Raw genomic sequence first — 18,877 nt, forward strand, 5'->3', positions numbered from 1 at the left:
CCAATTCGTCCGCCCGTTTCGTGACCTGCCCGTCGGCCCAGTCTTCCAGCACCTCTTGGCCGAGTCGCCGCACCTCCTCAATCACGCGGCGCTCCGCCTCGTCCGCTTTGCGCAGGTCGTCACCCGCATCCTCCACGAGGTCAACCAGTCGCTCAATGCGTGCACGCAACTGCGGATGTTGGTTCAGGCGGGCCAGCAGTCGCTCATCGTTGGGGGGCAGCACAGTGCTCATGGGGGGGCCTCGGGGGTGTAGACGGCGTTGCTGGATTTTAAGCTACCTCAACAGTTTGGATCGCACCCGTTGTACCCCTGGTCTTCCCAGTAACCGCCGGGGTAGGTGTTGGTGACGAAGATCGCCTGGATGTGTTTGGGATTTTTGTAGCCGAGCTTGGTCGGCATCCGCAGCTTCATGGGAAAGCCGTAGCGGGCCGGCAGGGTCTCGCCGTCGTAGGTCAGGGCCAGCAGGGTCTGCGGATGCAGGGCCGTGGGCATGTCGATGCTGGTGTAGTAGTCATCGCTGCACTGGAAGCCGATGTATCTGGCGCTCAGGTCGGCGCCGATGCGCTTGAGGAACCGGGCGAAGGGCACGCCGCCCCATTTGCCGATGGCGCTCCAGCCCTCTACGCAGATGTGGCGCGTGACCTGATCGGTCTGCGGCAACGCACGCAGTTCCGCCAGCGTCCAGGCGTGCCGGTCGGCGACCAGTCCGCTGACCTCCAGCCGGAAACTGTCCGCATCCACCCGCGGCACCTGGTCCTCGGCGTAAAAGGCGTTGAAGGGGAAGGGCCGCGTGATCATGGAGTCGGGATAGGTCGGCGCCAGCCGGAGCCAGGCCTGGGCCTGGTCGTTGAACCGCGAGATCCGCTCCAGCGCCGTCTCCGCGCCCTTGCTGTCGGTGACGTCGCAGCCGGTCAGTAGGGACAGACCGCCAAGGGTCAGCGAGCCCATCAGGAAGCGGCGTCGTGCCGGGGAGTCGATGCGGCCGAACGCTTCCTTGACGACAGCAGCCTGATCGGGATGTCGAATGGGGTTGCGCATCGGGATCTCCTTAGCGGCCACGAATCATGGTCAGTACTGTGCGCGGCACCAGCATCGCCATCGCCAGGTGCACCGCCGTGAAGCCGACCAGTCCCGCCATGGCGAAGAAATGGATGTGGCGCGCCGTCTCGTAACCGCCCAGCAGCTCGCGCAGCAGCGGACTTCAATGACGGTTCTGTAACGAAAGGCAGCGCTTCAACGAATGACTGAACAGGCGCAATCCGACTCCAACGAGGAGCGTCTGCGGCAATCGCTGCTGCGCGGACGCGACGGTGACGCCGTGGCCTACCACGGCTTCCTGAAAGCCTTGAGCGCGCATCTGCGCGCCTATTTCAGGCGGCGCCTAGGCGCTTGGCCCGATGAGGTGGAGGATCTCGTGCAGGAAGCCCTGCTGGCCATTCACAACCAGCGGCAGACCTACGACGCCGGCCAGCCGCTGACGGCCTGGGTGCATGCGATTGCCAAGTACAAGCTGGTCGACCTGCTGCGTCGGCGGGCGGGCAGGGAGCGTCTCACGGACCCGCTCGATACGGTGCCGGACAACGCGGCGGAACTTTTTTCCACGGCCGATGGCGAGGCCGCCGAGGCGCGCGGCGATCTGCACAAGCTGCTGGCTCAACTGCCCGACCGCCAGCGCCTGCCCATCGTCCGCACCAAGCTGGAGGGCCTGTCCGTGGCGGAGGCCGCGATCGCCACGGGCATGTCCGAGTCGGCCATCAAAGTCGGTGTACACCGCGGACTCAAGGCCCTGGCCGCACTGATCGGAGGCGAGAGATGAAGACCGATGAGCTGGTTCTGCTGTTGGCAACCGGCGTGGAACCCGTCGAACCACACCCGGTGGGCCGCCGACATGCCGTCGCGGTCGGCGTGGGCCTGCTTGGCGCGGGCGCGCTGATGCTGATCCTGCTCGGGTTGCGCCCCGATCTGGCCGAGGCGGTCCGTCGGCCCATGTTCTGGATCAAGCTCGCCTTCGTCGCCGGTCTGGCCTGGGCCAGCCTGCTCGCCGCCATGCGCCTGTCGCGCCCCGGCATGGGCCTCGCCTGGGTGCCCGCGGCGCTGGCGGCGCCGGCGCTGGCGATCTGGATCCTTGGTGCCTTCGTGCTGGCCGGGGCCGCGCCGGCGGAGCGCCCCGGCAGCGTTTTCGGGACGACCTGGACGTCCTGTCCCTGGCTCATTGCGCTGCTCTCGGTGCCGGCGTTCGTCGCCCTGTTCTGGGCGATGCGCGGACTGGCGCCGACCCAACTGCCGTTGAGCGGCGCGGCGGCGGGCCTGCTGGCCGGCAGTCTTGGCGCGCTGGTCTATTGTCTGCATTGCCCGGAGCTCGCGGCGCCCTTTCTCGGCACCTGGTATCTGCTCGGCATGCTGATTCCCGCCCTGATCGGCGGCCTGCTCGGGCCGCGTCTGTTGCGCTGGTAGGCGAGGCACCGGACCTTGCCACCGCCACTCAGCCGGTATTGCCATGCCGAAAGAAAGCCGGGAGTCGGGTGGGCGAATCCTGGCAATGCGTGACGAGAGACGGTTGATAACAACCAGTCCCCGTGCACTATCCACCAACCGCAAACCGACCCGGCGAGCGCTCGCTGGCGTGGATCGACGCAACGATGGAGATTCCGCCCAGCGGAAAAGTCATGGCAAGCAAGTTGCTGGTTATCTATTACCAGGATCGCTCGCCCCGCGCGTCGAACGATTGAGGTGTAGACTGACCATCAGGTTCCGAGCACGCCATGGCCAAGCCATCGCGCCAGATTCAAGTCCTCAATGAACGGGAGTCAATCATCATGTCAAAAACCATCGCCAACCCCGACACCGCGTCCTTCCCAGTGGCGCACAAGACAGGTTTCGGGATGCTCATGCTGGTCAGTCTGTCCTATCTCGTCCTCTACGCGATCGCTATCCTGCTGATCTCGCTGACCGACCACGACCCCGTCTCCGCCAAGCCGAGTTGGAATCTGTTCATTCCCCTCATCGGTCTGGTCTCCGCCTTCAGCGGCTGGGGCCAGCACGCGGGCGACACTCGACGCACGCGGATCCAGTTCGTCATCCAGCAGGTTCTGCATTGGTGCGCGCTCTTGCTGGTGATCCACCTGTTGTTCATGCAGGATGTCCAGCACCTGCTGCAGGCCGAGACGGATGGCTTCGTCATCATCTATCTGGTCGGACTGACGAGCCTGCTGGCCGGCATCTATCTGGATTGGAAAATGGCGGTGTTCGGCTTTTTTCTCATCGTCAGCGGCGTTGTCATTGCCTTCCTCGACGATAACGCCCTGCTGATCGCCCTGAGTACCTTCGGCATGATGGCTCTGGCCGTGAGCGTCCTGCTCTTGATCAAACACCAACGCCGTGCGATTCCCGTCCCGGAGACGAGTCACGCCTGACCGTTCGGGCACTGGGCGCTCGCCCAGTGCCCATCCCGGCGCCGCTGCGCCGATGGCCTGTTGCGCCACTCCTCCTCGCACCGTCGACACGTCCGCCTTCCAGACTGTTCGGACGTTCCAGAAGTTGGCGACGGAACACGCCACATCCCGCTCGGGCTCGGGCAGAGCAGCACATCCTTGAACCAAGACACCCAACGACCAAAACACCAGGGACAGCATGCCCCGTCGGCCGGGCACGGGGCTTTCGGGCGAGGAACCCGCAAACGGACACAACCCTCCAGTGGCGGGCCGCACGGTGGCAAATGGACGCGGCTAGCATGCCGGACGGAGGAGGCGGGGTGTTGCTTGCATCCCGCAACGCGAGCCGCTGGCGACGGCCCGCGCCGTGGATCTTGACTGGCACGAATCCGATCTTGCGGCAGGGATGTCTGCCGTTCGCAGACGGCGAAGCCTTCGGCGTGCGGACATCGGCGGCAAGGCCGGATGCATAGCTCCACTGTCAAGACCTACTTGCCCTGGGTCGTCGCGGCGGCGCTGTTCATGGAGCAACTGGACTCCACCATCGTCAATACGGCGGTGCCCGCGATGGCGGCGAGCCTGGCTGCGACGCCGCTGAGCCTGAAGGCCGTGGTGACCAGCTACATCCTCAGCCTGGCGGTCTGCATCCCCGTGAGCGGTTGGATGGCGGATCGCTTTGGCACCCGCCGCGTGTTCATGAGCGCGGTGGCGATTTTTACCGTCGCCTCGATCCTATGCGGCCTGGCCGCCAACGTGCCGATGCTGGTCGCTGCGCGCATCCTGCAGGGCATCGGCGCGGCGATGATGATGCCGGTGGGCCGGCTCGCGATCCTGCGCACCTTCCTCAAAGCGGAACTGCTGATGGTGATGAACTTCGTCATCATCCCGGCCTTGATCGGGCCGTTGCTGGAACCCACGGTCGGTGGCCTGATCGTGCATTGGCTCTCGTGGCGGGAGAGTTGGCCGAGGTGGCGGAGTAACCCGCGCCAACTTTGAGTGTTTTTCAGGCCGCCTGGCGGTCACGGTCTGGTTTGTCTCCCGCGCAGTGCATCTTTCACGGCTAACCGGAGGGAGGCATCAAGATCTGGTAGCATTGACGGATGCGACGGGTGGCCACTGGTCGCCTGCTTCTGAACGTCAACCCGTGAAAGCAAGCCCTTATGTTTGGTTTCGGAAAAAAGCACAAGACTCCCGACCTGTCCGGGCAGGCTCCCGCGGACGAGCCGATCACGCTCCCGGAACCGGCGCCCCAGGCCGAGCCGACGGCGAGCGAAACCCCTGCGGATCCGGGCGAATCGACCAAAAAACCCTGGTTCGGCAAGCTGTTCAAGTCGGTAAAATCGCCGCCTGAGGCTGCACCGGGTCGCGCCCCGCCGGTCGAGCCAGCCGCGCCTGAGTCGCTCGACCAGCCGATCGCGCCCCTGCCAATGCAACCGCCGCCCAAACCGGTCAAGGTTGCCCGGGACATCGCACCGGTTCCGGGAGCCGCGCCAGAGGAGATGGCCGAGCCAAAGCGTGGCGTTTTCTCCCGTCTGCGCGAGCGACTCTCCCGCACCCGCGCCCACCTTGGCGACGGTCTCGGCACGCTCTTTCTCGGCCGCAAGCGCATCGACGACGAGTTGATGGAGGAACTCGAAACGCTCCTGATCACCGCCGATGTCGGGGTGGAGGCCACGGCGCGTATCATCGCGGACCTGACCGAGCGGGTGAAACGCAAGACGCTTGCCGATCCGCCGGCACTCCTGCAGGCACTCAAGCGCGATCTGCGCGAACTGCTGCAGGCCGCCGACGGTCCGGTACGTCAGCCGGCGCCGGGCAAGCCGCAGGTGATTCTGATGGTCGGCGTCAATGGCGCCGGCAAGACCACCACCATCGGCAAACTCGCCAAGCGTCTCCAGGCGGAGGGCAACAGCGTCATGCTGGCCGCCGGCGATACCTTCCGCGCCGCCGCCGTCGAGCAACTGGAGACCTGGGGCGAGCGCAACCGGATCCCGGTCATCGCCCAGCAGAGCGGCGCGGACTCGGCCTCCGTGATCTTCGACGCCCTGCAGGCGGCAACCGCGCGCGGGGCCGATGTCCTGATCGCCGATACCGCCGGGCGGCTGCATACCAAGACCAACCTGATGGACGAGCTGACCAAAGTGGCGCGCGTGCTCAAGAAGATCGACCCCGACGCGCCCCACGAGGTGATGCTGGTGGTCGACGCCACCACGGGGCAGAACGCGCTGAATCAGGCCGAGCATTTCCACCGGGCGGTCGGATTGACCGGGATGACGCTCACCAAGCTCGACGGCACCGCCAAGGGCGGCATTCTGTTCGCGATCGCCGACCGGCTGAAGCTCCCCATCCGCTTTATCGGGGTGGGCGAGTCCATCGACGATCTGCGACCCTTCGACGCCGATGAATTTCTCGATGCCCTCTTCGGCTAGGAGCGCTCGCGCGTGATCCGTTTTGAACACGTTTTCAAGCGCTACCCGGAACGCGGCGAGGCGCTGACCAACATCAGTTTCGAGATGAAGGTCGGCGAGATGGCCTTTCTGACCGGTCACTCGGGCGCGGGCAAGAGCACCCTGCTGCGTCTGATCGGTTTGCTGGAACGCCCCACCCGCGGTCAGATTCTCGTCAACGGGCGCAATCTGGCGACCCTGCCGCGCCGCCAGATCCCCTATCACCGGCGTCAGGTCGGGATGATTTTTCAGGATCACCGGCTGCTGCCCGACCGCAGCATCTTCGACAATGTCGCCCTGCCGCTGGTGGTCACGGGTCTGGGACAAAAGGAAGTGGGCCGACGTGTGCGCGCCGCGCTCGATCAAGTTGGACTGCTCAAGCGCGAACGCGCTACCCCGGTCGCGCTCTCGGGCGGCGAGCAGCAGCGGGTGGGCATCGCGCGCGCGATCGTCGGACGCCCGCCGGTTCTGCTGGCCGATGAGCCAACCGGCAACCTGGACCCGGATCTGTCGCGCGAAATTTTCGAACTTTTCGAACGTTTTCAATATGTCGGCGTCACCCTGCTGATTGCGACTCACGATCTTGCGCTCGTCAACAGTATGCAACACCGGACTTTCACACTAGACGACGGACGCCTGCTGAACGACACGGGGCGTTGGTAACGCATGGCAAAACAACGCTCCCGGCGACGGCGCGGACCCCGTCTCCTCGATCTGCCGGGGATCTGGCTCGGTCAACATCTGCAGAGCGCGATGGCCACCCTGCGCCGACTCCTGGAGACCCCACTGCCCACCGGAATGACCGTGGCGGTCATTGGCATCTCGCTCGCCCTGCCCGCCGCGCTCTATGTGCTGGCGGATAACCTACGCACCATGGCCGGCGGCTGGGATCAGACCGCGGCGATCTCGCTCTTTCTGCAATACGAGACCAATGATGGCGACGCCAACCGCGTCGCCGCCGATCTGCGTGGCTGGCCCGAGATCGCCCAGGTACAGATGATCACTCGCGAAAAGGCGCTGGACGAGTTTCGCGCACTGGGCGGATTCGAGGAGGCGCTGGAGCAACTCAAGAACAATCCCCTGCCGGTGGTGCTGGCCATCTATCCGCGTACCGAGCACTCCCCGCCCGCGCAACTGGAGACCCTGCAAACCAAATTGCTGGAACTCCCCGAGGTCGACTTCGCCCGCATGGATACGCTCTGGCTGCAACGGTTTCAGGCCATCCTGGATCTGATCCAGACCGGGGTGCTGCTGCTCGGCGGACTGTTGGGAATGGGCGTCCTGCTGATCGTCGGCAATACCATTCGGCTCGAAATCCTCAACCGCCGCATCGAGATCGAGATCATGGAACTCGTGGGTGCCACCGCGGCCTTCATCCGCCGTCCCTTTCTCTATGCCGGTGCCTGGTATGGCCTATTGGGCGGCCTGACCGCCTGGCTGCTGGTGACGCTGGCAATCCTGCTGCTGCAGGGACCGGTCTCGCGCCTGGCGAGTCTGTACCGGAGCGAATTTCCATTGTCCGGCCTTGGCCTCTCGGCCATGGGCATCATTCTGATGGGGAGTGTTTTGCTGGGACTGGTTGGAAGCTGGATTGCCGTCAATCGCCATCTGCGTGGGGCGGAGCCAGGTTGAACGTCATGCCAGGTCGCCAACGCCGGAATACGCGGATGGGGGCGCACCGGAGCCCGCTGCACACGATGAGCGTCACTGCAGAAGCGGTTATAGCGGATCGGCGAACCGAAGACCCTCGGGTAGCTCGATGATCGCGCTGAGCGGAAGATGATCGGAGAGCGCGTAGTCGATGACCCGCGCGGAGACGACCTTGAGTGGCTGGGAGACCAGGATATGATCCAGATTATGGCGCGGACGCCAGCTCGGAAAGGTCTTCAGCTCGCAGTCGAGTCCCCGCATCCCCGTTTGCTGCACCATGGCGCGTAGCCCCTTGGACGCGCAGCCGCAATTGAAGTCGCCCATCAGCACGAGATAGGGGTGCTCGATGGCGAGCGTCTCCAGATAGGCCAGTTGCCGGCGGCGCGCCTTCCAGCCAAGCGCGAGATGAAGGATGGCAACCGCTAGATCGGAGCCGTCCGAGAGCGGAAATTCCGCGACCACCGCGCCTCGACCTGGGAGGCCGGGAAGCCGGTGTTCGGTGATTCGACGGGGACGCAGCCGGCTGAGGATCCCGTTACTGTGCTGGGCAAAGGGCCCCAGGTTGCGGTTGATCTGACAATACCAGTGCGGAAAGGCGCCATGCCGGGCGAGGTATTGAATCTGGTCGATGAAGGCGCTGCGCAAACTGCCCGCGTCGACTTCCTGGAGCCCGACAAGGTCGAACTGATGCAGGAGTTGGGCGATGCGGGTCAGATTGACCAGCCGCTCCGGATGCGGCAGGACGTGCTTCCAACTGTTCGTGAGATAGTCGCTGTACTGACGGGAGTGAATCCCCGCCTGCACGTTATAACTCAGCAGATTCAATTGCCGGATGGCGAGGGTTCGAGCGGCTTCCGATTCGGACACGTTGACTCTGGAGGGAGAGGGTTGGCATGCAAAGGCAGTCAATGCCTGCCTTTGCATGTGGTCCAAATGCACTGATTAGTTCTTCAAGCCCTGGATGTATTGGGAAACCGCGGCAATCTCCTGCCCGGTCATGCGGGCGGCGACACCGCGCATCATCCCGTTGGGATCGTTCGCCCGCTCCTGCTTCTGGAAATAGCCCAGCGTCTGTTTGACGTAATCGGCATGCTGGCCGGCGAGACGGGGAAATTTCGACAGCCCCTGACCCATTCCGGCCGGACCATGGCAACCGCTGCACGCGGGCACGCCGCTGGTCGGATTCCCCGCCCGGTAGAGCGATTCGCCCAACTTGGCCAGTTCTGGATCGGCGGCACCGCCCGTCTGGGTCTGACTGGCGAAATAGGCCGCCACGTCGATCACTTCCTGCTCCGTCAACGGCATGGCCATTGGCGTCATCTGGACGTTATACCGCTCGCCCGCCTTGAAGTTGGTGAGTTGCTTCTGGATGTACTCCGGATGCTGGCCGGCTAGCTTGGGCCAGATTGGGACGACGCTATTGCCCTGCGGGCCATGACAGGCCATGCAGATGCCATTCGCCTTTGCCTCGCCCGCCTTGATGTCCGCGACCGGCTTGGTCGCCGCTGGAGCATGCCCCTCGGATGCCTGTATCGCGCCAGTCGCCAGAACCGCAGCTACCGAAACCGTCATCAGCCAAGTTTTCATCATCGCAAGTGCCCAATCTGTTCGTGTTCGCGGCCGCGTCATCTGCGTCGACGAACGGCCTGTGGGTTTAATTGTGTGAAAAACCGGCGATGTATATCAGATATTTGGCATATCAGTCAAACCTGAAACGCCCCGTCAGGAGACGGATCGCCAGCCTTCGACGGTGTCATAGACAGGCCCAGATTTGAAAATATCCCGACGACGCGGCCCATGTCGCACTCGGTCACTGTCGATGGGGCATTGGCGGCGTCTCGATGCGTCGCACCGGGGCCTGAATCCTGTCGGTTCCGCCGTCGTCGTACCTGAGCGTTAGATCGACCGAGGCGCCGGGCTCCAGGTTCTGTTTCAGGCCGATCAGCATCACATGCAGCCCGCCGGGCTGGAGCACGACGCGCTCGCCCGCCGGCAATTCGATCCGCTCGACGCGGCGCATTCGCATCATTCCGCCCTCCTGGAGATGCGTGTGCAGTTCCACAACCTCGGCGACCGGGCTCTCGGCGCCGACCAGGGCGCGATCGTCGGGCGACCGATTGTCGAGCGACATGAACACCGCGCTATTCGGTTGTCCCGGCGGGACGGCGCGGGCGTAGGGATCGCCGACCGCGATCTCCGCGGCCTGAACCCCAAGAGACCAGACGGCCAGGAGGCCGATGGCGAGACGGGCGGATTGTCGAGTCATGCGTTGGATCTCCGGATCTAGGGATGAAACTGCGGGCCAGGAACGAGCCCGGACGGGGTTTAGTCAGTGACGAGCAGGCTGCGGATCGCCGCCAGGATCTCGGTAGGGGCGGTCGCGTGTTCGAGCGTGCGCGCCAGATGGCCCGAGGGATCGAGCACATAGGTATAGGCCGAATGATCGATCAGATATCCCATGGCGGAATCGCTCTGGTCTGTTTTGCGATAGGCCGCGCCATAGAGACTCGCGGCTTGTGCAACCTGTTCGGCGGTGCCCGTCACGCCCAGAATATTGGGATGGAAATGAGCGGCATACCCAGCGAGCCGGGACACATCGTCGCGCTCGGGGTCGACGCTCACGAACAGTACCCGCACCCGCGCGAGTTCCGCGGGCGTCAGCTCTCTCAGAGCCATGGCGATGAAGGCCAGATTGGTCGGACAGATGTCCGGACACCAGGTGTAACCGAAATAGACCAGCACGACCTGACCCCGCAGGTTCGCCAGATCCACCGGGCCGGTCGCCGCGTCGAGGATGAAATCGCCCCCCGCGGGTGGCGCGGCCAGCTCCAGCGGCAAGTGTCCAGGGTTCGAGACCTTGCCTGGTTTCTCCGACGGCTCCCACGCGATGAGCCAGACCAGAAGCCCGGTCAGGACCAGAATCGCGACGATCAATGCAGTGCGTGACATGAAGACGAAGTCCTTGGCATGACGTAAAAAACCGCACGGGATCTCTGCCCGTCACCTGTTTTGCGCGGGGCTCGGGCGGATCAGGAATCGCCCTGGAGGATCGACGACGACGTCAATCCTCGGATATCCCCTCGAAAAAGTCTACCAAGCCTGTCTCCAGGGCATATTCGGCCCCCACCACCCGCAGTCCTTCATGCGCGATGAGCGACTCGATGATCGCCGATCCGTGACGCAGATGATTGACCGAGGCCCGCACATTCGCGCGCACCGCCGCCCGATGCAATGCCTCGCGGTCATGTCGCAGTTCCGTGTCCAGGAACCCTTCCACCGAGGGCTTTACCCGGTCGACGATCGAGGCGATATTGCGCGATGCGCTGTCATTGCCATCCAGCAAGGTTTCGATCGTCGCCGTCACGGCGCCGCAACGCGAATGGCCCAGGACGACCACCAGTCGGGTGTGATAGCGGGAGACGGCAAATTCCACGCTGCCGACCTGAGACGGCGCCACGATATTGCCGGCGACCCGAATCACGAACAGATCGCCCAGCCCCTGATCGAACACGATCTCGGCCGGTACCCGCGAATCCGAGCAGCCAATGATAATCGCGCACGGCGCCTGTTGCGCCGCGAGTTCGGCGCGTTGCCGGTGGCTCAGCAATTGAAGGGAGTTGCGGACATTGTTGGCGAAGCGGAGGTTGCCCTCGCGCAAACGGGCGAGCGCCTCGCGCGCTGAAACGATCTTGTTCATTGAGCCTCGTCGAATGCCGTTAAAGCGGTTGTTTTGCAGCGCCGATCTTACGCCTAAACGCTGTCGACGCTGTCTAGGAGCCTGTCGGACTGATCGGCCCAGCCTTCGGGTACAATAGGGCCGGGTTCGCATAGACAAGAGTATGCAGCATGGCCGTGAACTTCGTCACGTTGGATCGGGAGACGCCGGACCTGTTCCCGGCTTCAGTGCAGGAGTACCTGCCCGAAGAGCATCTGGCGCGGTTCGTGGTGGAGATCGTCGATCGGCTCGATCTGAGTCGGCTGGTAGCGGCTTACGCCGGCACCGGCTCGCGGCCCTACCACCCGGCAATGCTGGTGGCGCTGATGTTCTACGGCGATGCCACCGGCTCGGCACCGTCAGTCTCGACGCCCTGCCCGAGGCGCTCGGCGCGCTGCTGGCCGACACCGGCGATCACCGTCAAGAAAACCTCGAGCGCTGCGCGGCCGCCGGCATCGCTCCCGACATCCCCGACGCACGCCTGCACCACACCCGCCGTTGGCCGAGCGGCTCCCTAGGCCAGCCGACGCCGGCCGAGGCCACTGCGCATCGGCTGCGCACGCGCGAAGGCAAGGCCCGCTACGCCAAGCGCAAGGCCACCGTGGAGACTGTCTTCGGCAGTCAATCGCGCCGTTGGCGCTCATCTTGATGTCGCCAACGGCTCGCCGCTTCATCGGGATCGACGGCGGTGGACTCCCTGCCGGTCGAGGCGTTGCCCGAAGGTACGGTTCGACTGGAGCCATCGCGGTTCCTGAGCTATGGTATCCGGCCTGAAGCCCCGGGATGGTTCCGGGCGCGCCGGATCCGCAATTCACCCCCTGATACCCGAGGCCACTTCCCATGCACGATCTCGACACTCCTCGCGCCGCCTTCCCCGTGACCCGTCTGCGGCGGATGCGCCGCGATGACTTTTCGCGCCGCCTGATGCGCGAAAACACGCTGACCCCCGATGACCTGATCTATCCGGTCTTCGTCCTGGAAGGGTCGGGGCAGCGCGAACCGGTCGCCTCCATGCCGGGCGTCGAGCGTCTGAGCATCGATCTGCTGGTCGAGGACGCGCGCGAGGCGCATCGCCTGGGGATTCCGGCGATGGCGCTCTTTCCGGTCACGCCGCTGTCGGCCAAGTCGCTGGATGCGCGCGAGGCGTTCAATCCGCAGGGGCTGGCCCAGCGCGCCGTGCGGGCGCTGAAGAACGCCGTGCCGGAGCTTGGGATCATGACCGACGTGGCGCTCGATCCTTTCACCACGCACGGTCAGGATGGACTGATCGACGACGCCGGCTATGTGATGAACGACGAGACCGTCGAGGTGCTGGTGCGCCAGGCGCTGTCGCATGCCGAGGCGGGCGCCGACATCGTGGCCCCCTCGGACATGATGGATGGGCGCATCGGCGCGGTGCGCACGGCGCTCGAAGCCGCCGGCTATATCCACACCCGCATCCTCGCCTATTCGGCCAAGTATGCGTCGAGCTATTACGGTCCCTTCCGCGATGCGGTGGGATCGGCCGCCAACCTGGGGGCCGGCAACAAGTACACCTATCAGATGGACCCCGCCAACTCGGACGAGGCCATCCACGAGGTTGCGCTGGATCTCGCCGAAGGCGCCGACATGGTCATGATCAAGCCCGGCCTGCCTTATCTGGACATCGTGCGGCGCATCAAGGATCAGTTCGGCGCGCCGACCTTCGTCTATCAGGTCAGCGGCGAGTACGCCATGCTCAAGGCCGCGAGCATGAACGGCTGGCTGAACGAAAAGGCGGTGGTGCTGGAGGCGCTGTTGTCCATGAAGCGCGCGGGTGCCGACGGCATCCTGACCTACTACGCCAAGGACGTAGCCCGGTGGCTGGCCGAATAATGGCGCCGCCCTGGGACCGCCGGCATGTTGCCGGCATCTGGGGTCGTCGACATGTTGTCGACTTCTTCCGTCAAGAGAGCCGACCGACTGTCGACGGTCGCGGGACTGACCATGCCTGATCGTTACGCCGTCATCGGCAACCCCATCGCCCACAGCAAATCGCCGTTGATCCATGCGGAGTTCGCGCGCCAGACCGGGCAGCGTCTGGAGTACGGTCGAATCCTTGGCGATCTGAACGACTTCGCGGGCGACGCGCGCCGCTTTTTCGCCGAGGGCGGTCGCGGACTCAACGTCACCGTGCCCTTCAAGGAGCAAGCCTGGGCGCTGGCGGACGAACGCAGTCCGCGGGCCGAACTGGCGGGCGCGGTCAATACCCTGATCCGGCTGGACGATGGTCGGCTGCGCGGGGAGAACACCGATGGTGTCGGGCTGGTGCGGGATCTGGGCGACAACCACGGCTTTCGTTTCCAGGGCGCGCGGGTGCTGTTGCTGGGGGCCGGCGGCGCGGCGCGCGGAGTGCTGCTGCCCTTGCTGGAGACCGGGCCGGAGCGCCTGCTGATCGCCAACCGGACGGCCGCGAAGGCCATCGAGCTGGCCGCGCTCGGCGCGTCATTCACGTCGGCGACGCCCGGGGCGGGCGGCACGGTCGAGGGCCGCAGTCTGGAGGCGTTGGAAGGCGAGTCGTTCGACCTGATCGTCAATGCCACCTCGGCGGGTCTGAGCGACGCCTTGCCAGCGATTCCCGAGGATTGTCTGAACCAAGGCGGCTGGACTTATGACATGCTCTATGGCGATACCCCGACCGCCTTCCAGCGTTGGGGCTGGACACATGGCGCGGCACGCGCGCTGGACGGGCTTGGCATGCTGGTCGAGCAGGCGGCGGAAGCCTTCTGGCTGTGGCGGGGCGTGAGGCCGGAAACCCTGTCTGTCATCAACCTTTTACGCGGATAAACCGTCTCAACGCCGACGTTCGCTGCTGTCCGGTGACTTTGCCGAACACCGCGCGGATCGCCGACAGACGCGGTTTTACGGGAGCTGAGCATGAAGACCGCTGTCCTTGGAATGGGCCTGATGGGCTCGGAAATCGCGCTGCGGCTGAAACGCCAGGGGCGCGAGGTCACTTGCTGGAACCGTGGCGCCGAGCGGGCCGAGTCCGCCCGTCAGCGAGGGCTGCATCTGGTGCCGACCGCCGTCGAGGCCATCGCCGCCGCGGATCTGACGATCCTGGTCCTGAGCGACGCGCAGGCCATCCTGAATACCCTCTTCGAAGGCGGCGATGTCGATGCGCTGGCGGGACGCATTCTGGTCCAGATGGGCACCATCGCCCCGCGCGAGAGCCGCTCGATTGCCGCCCATGTCGCGGCGCAGGGCGGCGAGTATCTGGAAGCGCCCGTGCTCGGCAGTCTGCCGGAGGCGCGCGAGGGCGCGCTCATCCTCATGGCCGGTGGCGATCCCGATCTCTTCGCGCGCTGTCTGCCGGTGCTCAAGGATCTGAGCCGTGACCCGCAACGCATCGGCGAGATCGGACAGGGCGCCGCGCTCAAGCTTGCCATGAATCAACTGATCGCCGGCTTGACCGCGACCTTTGCGCTCAGTCTCGGACTGGTGCGCCACGAGGGCATCGCGGTCGAACCGTTCATGAATCTATTGCGCGGGAGCGCGCTCTACGCCAAGACCTTCGACAAGAAGCTCGACAAGTATCTGAGCCACGACTACGGCGCCGCCAACTTTCCGCTCAAGCATCTGCACAAGGATGTCCGGCTGTTCCGGCGGGTTGCCGACGAGGCGTGTCTCGACACCGGCCTGATCGCCGCCATGGAGTCGAGTTGCCTGCGCGCCGAGTCCCTGGGGCTGGCCGATCAGGATTACTCCGCCATTTACGAAGCCCTGACCGTGCGTGCCTCCTGATATGGATCTCCCCTTCACCCATAAACCCGGCCGCCGCGAGCGTCATCTGCGGCGCCGGCACGAAAACCCGCTGTTCGCCTGGCCGCCCCAGGAGGTGTCGCCGGAGGATCTGCTGGCGGCCCAACAGGCCGACCATGAAGAGATGGAAGCCTTTCGGGAGCGCTTTCGGACCCTGGTGCAACGGGCCGTCGAACTGCCGCCCGACGCGGGCAGCGAGAGGATCCTCGAACTCAAGGAATCGCTGGAGCGTCAGTACGAACAATCCTTCGGGCTGCCGGAAGACCATGCGCGGGAACGCGATGCGCTCCGTAAACTGATCGATCTCATCATGCGGGCGATCCGCAAGTCCGCCGGGACCGATCCGCTCGCGCGCCAGGAACTGGCCGACGAGGAAGCGGCGCGTCTGATCCATTTTCGTCTGCTGGAGCATCCACTGGTCGCGGATCTGCTGCATCCGCAATCACCCATCGCGCCGGATGAACTGGCGTCGACACTGCTTGGCGCCCCGCTCGACGAGGTCGCGGCCGCGCTGGAGCTGTTCGACCCGGAACAGATCGCACAACTCGTCGACCAGTCCGCCCGCCTGCTGGAGGAACTGGCCGCGCGCGGTCTGGATGTCGCGCCGCCCGGTCAGCGGATCGGCATGTTTCTCGCCCGGCTCGACCCCGAGGGGATGCGGCGGCACTGAGCGTGGGCAGGGGGCCTGGTTCCTTCTCGTGACACCGCAGAGCGGTGTCACGAAATGAATGTCCCTGGGAGCGTCGCCCTCACCCTCGCGTCTCGCAAAGCCGCGCCACGCGGTCAAAAGACGAACGCACCGTTAGTAGATAAGAAGAGTTTGCATTTACGAATTCCTCTATCTAATATGCGAATCATTCTTGTTCGCTGATTCGCCAGGACGAGGTCTCCATGAACCAAGCCATCCTTCTCCACGACCGTCCGAAAGGGCGGGCTCCTTGTTTTGCCTCTGACACAATGTACGATCCAGTCGCGCAAACCGACGCCGCCGGCGCCAAGCCCTACCCTTTGACAATGGCGACCGAGGGCGAACGAGTCCGGATCCAGTCGCTCCAGGGTGGCAAGGGTCTGATGCTGCGTCTGACCGAACTGGGTCTGAATCAGGGCGCTGAGCTACGGATCGTGCAGCGCCAGGGCGGTGGTCTGGTGGTCGCCCGCGGCGAGACCCGGATCGCGCTCGGCGGCGGGATGGCGACGAAAATCCTGGTCACGGCGGTGGCGCCATGAACATGACCCTCAACGATTTCGCGGTCGGCGATTGCGGCCGGGTGCTCGGGTTTCAGTCCGGCGGCGGGGCCTATCGACGCAAGCTGCTGTCCATGGGTCTCACCCCATGCGTGGAGATTCAGGTGCTGCGGGTCGCCCCGCTGGGCGATCCGGTCGAACTGCGGGTGCGCGGGACGTCACTCAGCCTGCGCCGGGACGAGGCGTCGGTCCTCGAAGTGGAGCGAGTCGGATGAACCAGACCTACACCATTGGCGTCGTCGGCAATCCCAACTGCGGCAAGACGACGCTCTTCAATGCCCTGACCGGCGCCCGGCAGCGGGTCGGCAACTGGCCGGGCGTCACGGTCGAACGCAAAACCGGACGCTATCGCTTTGCGGAGACGGATTTCAATCTGGTCGATCTGCCCGGCACCTATTCCCTGGATGTCTCGGAGCAGTCGGTATCGCTCGACGAGCGGATCGCGCGCGATTTCGTCCACGCCCGCGAGGCGGATGTGATCCTGAACATCCTGGACGCGACCAGTCTGGAGCGGAATCTCTATCTCACCACCCAACTGATCGAGATGGGCCGTCCGCTGGTGCTGGCGCTCAACATGATGGACACCGCCGCCGAGCGCGGTCTGCGGATCGAGATCGCGGCGCTCTCCGCGCGGCTTGGTTGTCCGGTAGTGCCGATCGTCGCCGCCAGCGGAAAGGGTCTGGACCAGCTGCGTCAGACCCTGCTGGAAACGGCCGCCACGGCTCGCGGCAAGGAGACCGCGCAACCCGTCGGCATCCACTATGGTCAGGTGCTGGAGGACGCCATTGCGGCGCTGCTCCCGCGTCTGACGCCGATCGCCGTCGCCCAATCCGATCCGCCGCGCTGGCTGGCCTCGCGTCTGCTCGAAGGCGACGATCTCGCCCGCAGCCTGGTCGGCGACCGAGTTAGCCAGGACGAGATCCGCGCGCTGCTAGGCGAAGTCGCCGAGGATGTCGACATCCTGCTCGCCGATGCCCGCTACGGTTTCGCCCATGCCGCGACCCAGGCGGCGGTGTCGCACTCCGGCGTGGTCTCGCGCAACCTGACCGACCGGGTTGATCGGGTCATGCTCAACCGGGCGCTCGGCATCCCGATCTTTCTGGTCGTGATGTATCTGCTGTTCATGTTCACCATCAACATCGGCGGCGCCTTCATCGATGTCTTCGATCAAGCCGCCGGGACCATCTTCGTCGACGGGACGGCCTTCGTGCTGGCGGCCCTCGGCACGCCGGACTGGCTGATCGTCGGACTGGCCGACGGCATCGGCGGCGGCATCCAGGTGGTCGCGACCTTTATCCCCATCATCGCCTTCCTCTATCTCTTCATGTCGGTGCTGGAAGACTCGGGTTACATGGCGCGTGCCGCCTTCGTGATGGACCGTTTCATGCGCGCGGTCGGACTGCCCGGCAAGTCCTTCGTCCCGCTGCTGGTGGGCTTCGGCTGCAACGTGCCGGCGATCATGGCCGCGCGCACCCTGGAAAATCCGCGCGACCGCATCCTCACCGTGCTGATGGCGCCCTTCATGTCCTGCGGCGCGCGGTTGCCGGTCTATGCGCTCTTCGCCGCCGCCTTCTTCCCGGTCGGCGGTCAGAACATCGTCTTCGCGCTCTATCTGATCGGCATCGCCGCCGCCATGCTCACCGGCTTCATCCTCAAGCGCACCCTGCTCGAAGGTCAGACGACGCCCTTCGTGATGGAGCTACCGCCTTATCATCTGCCGACGATCAAAGGCGTGCTGCTGCGCACCTGGGACCGTACCAGCGGCTTCGTGGTGCGCGCCGGTTCGGTCATCGTGCCCATGGTCTTGGTCATCAATGTGCTCAACACCACCGGAACGGACGGCAGCTTCGGCAACGAGGACAGCGAACGCTCGGTGCTCGCCGCCATCGGCCGCACCCTGGCCCCAGCCTTCTCGCCGATGGGACTGGATGAGGAAAACTGGCCGGCGACCGTCGGCATCTTCACCGGCATCCTGGCCAAGGAGGCGGTCGTCGGCACCCTGGACGCGACCTATTCGGCGCTCGGCACCGCGCCCGATGACGCCGAGACAGAGTCCGAGCCGTACAGCCTGAGCGGTGGACTGAGCGCGGCGCTCGCGACCGTCCCGGTCAATCTGATCGACGCGCTGGGCGGATGGGCCGATCCCCTGGGGTTGAACATCGGCGATGTCGGCGACCTGGAGACGGCCGCCGAAGAACAGGCCGTCACCAGCGCCACCTTCGGCGCCATGGCCGCCCGTTTCGACGGCACCGCCGGGGCCTTCGCCTATCTGCTGTTCATTTTGTTGTACGCGCCCTGCGTGGCCGCCATCGCCGCTATCGCCCGCGAGACCTCGGCGGGTTGGGCGCTCTTCGCCGCCGCCTGGACCACCGGGCTGGGCTATCTGACCGCGACCGTCTTCTATCAGACGGCCATCTTCGCGCGCGACCCGGCCACCTCGGCGGCCTGGATCGCCGGGATGCTACTGATTCTGACCGCCACGGTCATCGGGATGCGCGGATGGGCGCGACGCGCGCCTGCCGTTCCCGCCCTCGCGCGCGACCTTGCATGAAGGAGGATGTCATGATGATCATCTCGGAGCTTTCGCAATATCTGCGCGACAGTCAGCG

At 65.0% G+C, this 18,877-nt stretch carries 21 protein-coding genes and 1 pseudogene; 15 read left to right on the plus strand and 7 right to left on the minus strand.

Annotation, left to right across the window (positions count from 1 at the left end):
* A pseudogene (locus QZY07_RS12690) lies at positions 1-232 on the minus strand (ISKra4 family transposase); the annotation flags it as partial.
* A 47-nt stretch (positions 233-279) separates the two neighbouring features.
* Positions 280-1,038: a molybdopterin-dependent oxidoreductase gene (locus QZY07_RS12695; protein WP_295403140.1), complete on the minus strand. Its 759-nt coding sequence runs from the start codon at positions 1,036-1,038 to the stop codon at positions 280-282.
* A gap of 202 nt (positions 1,039-1,240) precedes the next feature.
* Here QZY07_RS12695 and QZY07_RS12700 point away from each other — a divergent pair, with 202 nt between their 5' ends.
* From QZY07_RS12700 to ftsX, 7 genes are all read left to right on the plus strand, one after another.
* Entirely contained in the window at positions 1,241-1,816 is a 576-nt protein-coding gene (locus tag QZY07_RS12700; protein WP_295403142.1) for a sigma-70 family RNA polymerase sigma factor, read from the plus strand.
* Positions 1,813-2,454 (plus strand): DUF1109 domain-containing protein, encoded by a 642-nt coding sequence (locus tag QZY07_RS12705; RefSeq protein ID WP_295403144.1) that lies wholly within the window; start codon positions 1,813-1,815, stop codon positions 2,452-2,454. The genes QZY07_RS12700 and QZY07_RS12705 overlap by 4 nt, the downstream gene beginning before the upstream one ends.
* A 362-nt stretch (positions 2,455-2,816) precedes the next feature.
* Entirely contained in the window at positions 2,817-3,413 is a 597-nt protein-coding gene (locus QZY07_RS12710; protein ID WP_295403150.1) for a hypothetical protein, read from the plus strand.
* A 510-nt stretch (positions 3,414-3,923) separates the two neighbouring features.
* Entirely contained in the window at positions 3,924-4,427 is a 504-nt protein-coding gene (locus tag QZY07_RS12715) for an MFS transporter (RefSeq protein WP_295403160.1), read from the plus strand.
* Between the two features lie 164 nt (positions 4,428-4,591).
* The gene (gene ftsY, locus QZY07_RS12720; protein WP_295403162.1) at positions 4,592-5,860 is read left to right on the plus strand and encodes a signal recognition particle-docking protein FtsY; all 1,269 of its coding nucleotides are present in this window, start codon (positions 4,592-4,594) and stop codon (positions 5,858-5,860) included.
* 12 nt (positions 5,861-5,872) lie between these two features.
* Positions 5,873-6,541, plus strand: coding sequence for a cell division ATP-binding protein FtsE (ftsE, locus tag QZY07_RS12725; protein ID WP_295403164.1), 669 nt, complete (start codon positions 5,873-5,875; stop codon positions 6,539-6,541).
* A gap of 3 nt (positions 6,542-6,544) precedes the next feature.
* Entirely contained in the window at positions 6,545-7,510 is a 966-nt protein-coding gene (gene ftsX / locus QZY07_RS12730) for a permease-like cell division protein FtsX (protein WP_295403166.1), read from the plus strand.
* A gap of 87 nt (positions 7,511-7,597) precedes the next feature.
* On the opposite strand, the gene QZY07_RS12735 is transcribed toward ftsX, so the two are convergent.
* The 5 genes from QZY07_RS12735 to QZY07_RS12755 all read right to left on the minus strand — a co-directional run bounded on the left by QZY07_RS12735 (position 7,598) and on the right by QZY07_RS12755 (position 11,216).
* Positions 7,598-8,362: an endonuclease/exonuclease/phosphatase family protein gene (locus QZY07_RS12735; RefSeq protein ID WP_295403194.1), complete on the minus strand. Its 765-nt coding sequence runs from the start codon at positions 8,360-8,362 to the stop codon at positions 7,598-7,600.
* A gap of 108 nt (positions 8,363-8,470) precedes the next feature.
* The gene (locus QZY07_RS12740; protein WP_295403168.1) at positions 8,471-9,118 is read right to left on the minus strand and encodes a c-type cytochrome; all 648 of its coding nucleotides are present in this window, start codon (positions 9,116-9,118) and stop codon (positions 8,471-8,473) included.
* A 220-nt stretch (positions 9,119-9,338) separates the two neighbouring features.
* Positions 9,339-9,794: a copper chaperone PCu(A)C gene (locus QZY07_RS12745; RefSeq protein WP_295403169.1), complete on the minus strand. Its 456-nt coding sequence runs from the start codon at positions 9,792-9,794 to the stop codon at positions 9,339-9,341.
* 59 nt (positions 9,795-9,853) lie between these two features.
* Positions 9,854-10,477, minus strand: a complete 624-nt coding sequence (locus tag QZY07_RS12750) for an SCO family protein (protein WP_295403171.1) — start codon at positions 10,475-10,477, stop codon at positions 9,854-9,856.
* A gap of 112 nt (positions 10,478-10,589) precedes the next feature.
* Complete coding sequence (locus QZY07_RS12755; protein WP_363184167.1) at positions 10,590-11,216, minus strand: carbonic anhydrase; 627 nt, start codon at positions 11,214-11,216, stop codon at positions 10,590-10,592.
* 158 nt (positions 11,217-11,374) lie between these two features.
* Between QZY07_RS12755 and QZY07_RS12760 the strand changes: the two genes are divergently transcribed.
* The 8 genes from QZY07_RS12760 to feoB all read left to right on the plus strand — a co-directional run bounded on the left by QZY07_RS12760 (position 11,375) and on the right by feoB (position 18,819).
* On the plus strand, positions 11,375-11,761 hold the full coding sequence (locus tag QZY07_RS12760) for a hypothetical protein (protein WP_295403174.1): 387 nt from the start codon (positions 11,375-11,377) through the stop codon (positions 11,759-11,761).
* A gap of 322 nt (positions 11,762-12,083) precedes the next feature.
* Positions 12,084-13,097, plus strand: a complete 1,014-nt coding sequence (gene hemB, locus QZY07_RS12765) for a porphobilinogen synthase (RefSeq protein ID WP_295403176.1) — start codon at positions 12,084-12,086, stop codon at positions 13,095-13,097.
* A gap of 111 nt (positions 13,098-13,208) precedes the next feature.
* Positions 13,209-14,048 carry a shikimate dehydrogenase gene (gene aroE / locus QZY07_RS12770; protein ID WP_295403179.1) on the plus strand — a complete coding sequence of 280 codons (840 nt, stop codon included), beginning with the start codon at positions 13,209-13,211 and terminating at the stop codon, positions 14,046-14,048.
* 90 nt (positions 14,049-14,138) lie between these two features.
* Complete coding sequence (locus tag QZY07_RS12775; RefSeq protein ID WP_295403181.1) at positions 14,139-15,005, plus strand: NAD(P)-dependent oxidoreductase; 867 nt, start codon at positions 14,139-14,141, stop codon at positions 15,003-15,005.
* Positions 14,995-15,693, plus strand: coding sequence for a hypothetical protein (locus QZY07_RS12780; protein WP_295403184.1), 699 nt, complete (start codon positions 14,995-14,997; stop codon positions 15,691-15,693). The genes QZY07_RS12775 and QZY07_RS12780 overlap by 11 nt, the downstream gene beginning before the upstream one ends.
* A 287-nt stretch (positions 15,694-15,980) precedes the next feature.
* Positions 15,981-16,250 (plus strand): FeoA family protein, encoded by a 270-nt coding sequence (locus tag QZY07_RS12785; RefSeq protein ID WP_295403186.1) that lies wholly within the window; start codon positions 15,981-15,983, stop codon positions 16,248-16,250.
* The gene (locus QZY07_RS12790) at positions 16,247-16,483 is read left to right on the plus strand and encodes a FeoA family protein (protein WP_295403188.1); all 237 of its coding nucleotides are present in this window, start codon (positions 16,247-16,249) and stop codon (positions 16,481-16,483) included. The genes QZY07_RS12785 and QZY07_RS12790 overlap by 4 nt, the downstream gene beginning before the upstream one ends.
* Entirely contained in the window at positions 16,480-18,819 is a 2,340-nt protein-coding gene (gene feoB / locus QZY07_RS12795) for a Fe(2+) transporter permease subunit FeoB (protein ID WP_295403191.1), read from the plus strand. Before QZY07_RS12790 ends, feoB begins: the two co-directional genes overlap by 4 nt.
* The last annotated feature ends 58 nt before the right edge of the window (positions 18,820-18,877 follow it).

Origin of the sequence: uncultured Thiocystis sp., from assembly GCF_903866365.1 — a bacterium.
Lineage (GTDB): Bacteria > Pseudomonadota > Gammaproteobacteria > Chromatiales > Chromatiaceae > Chromatium.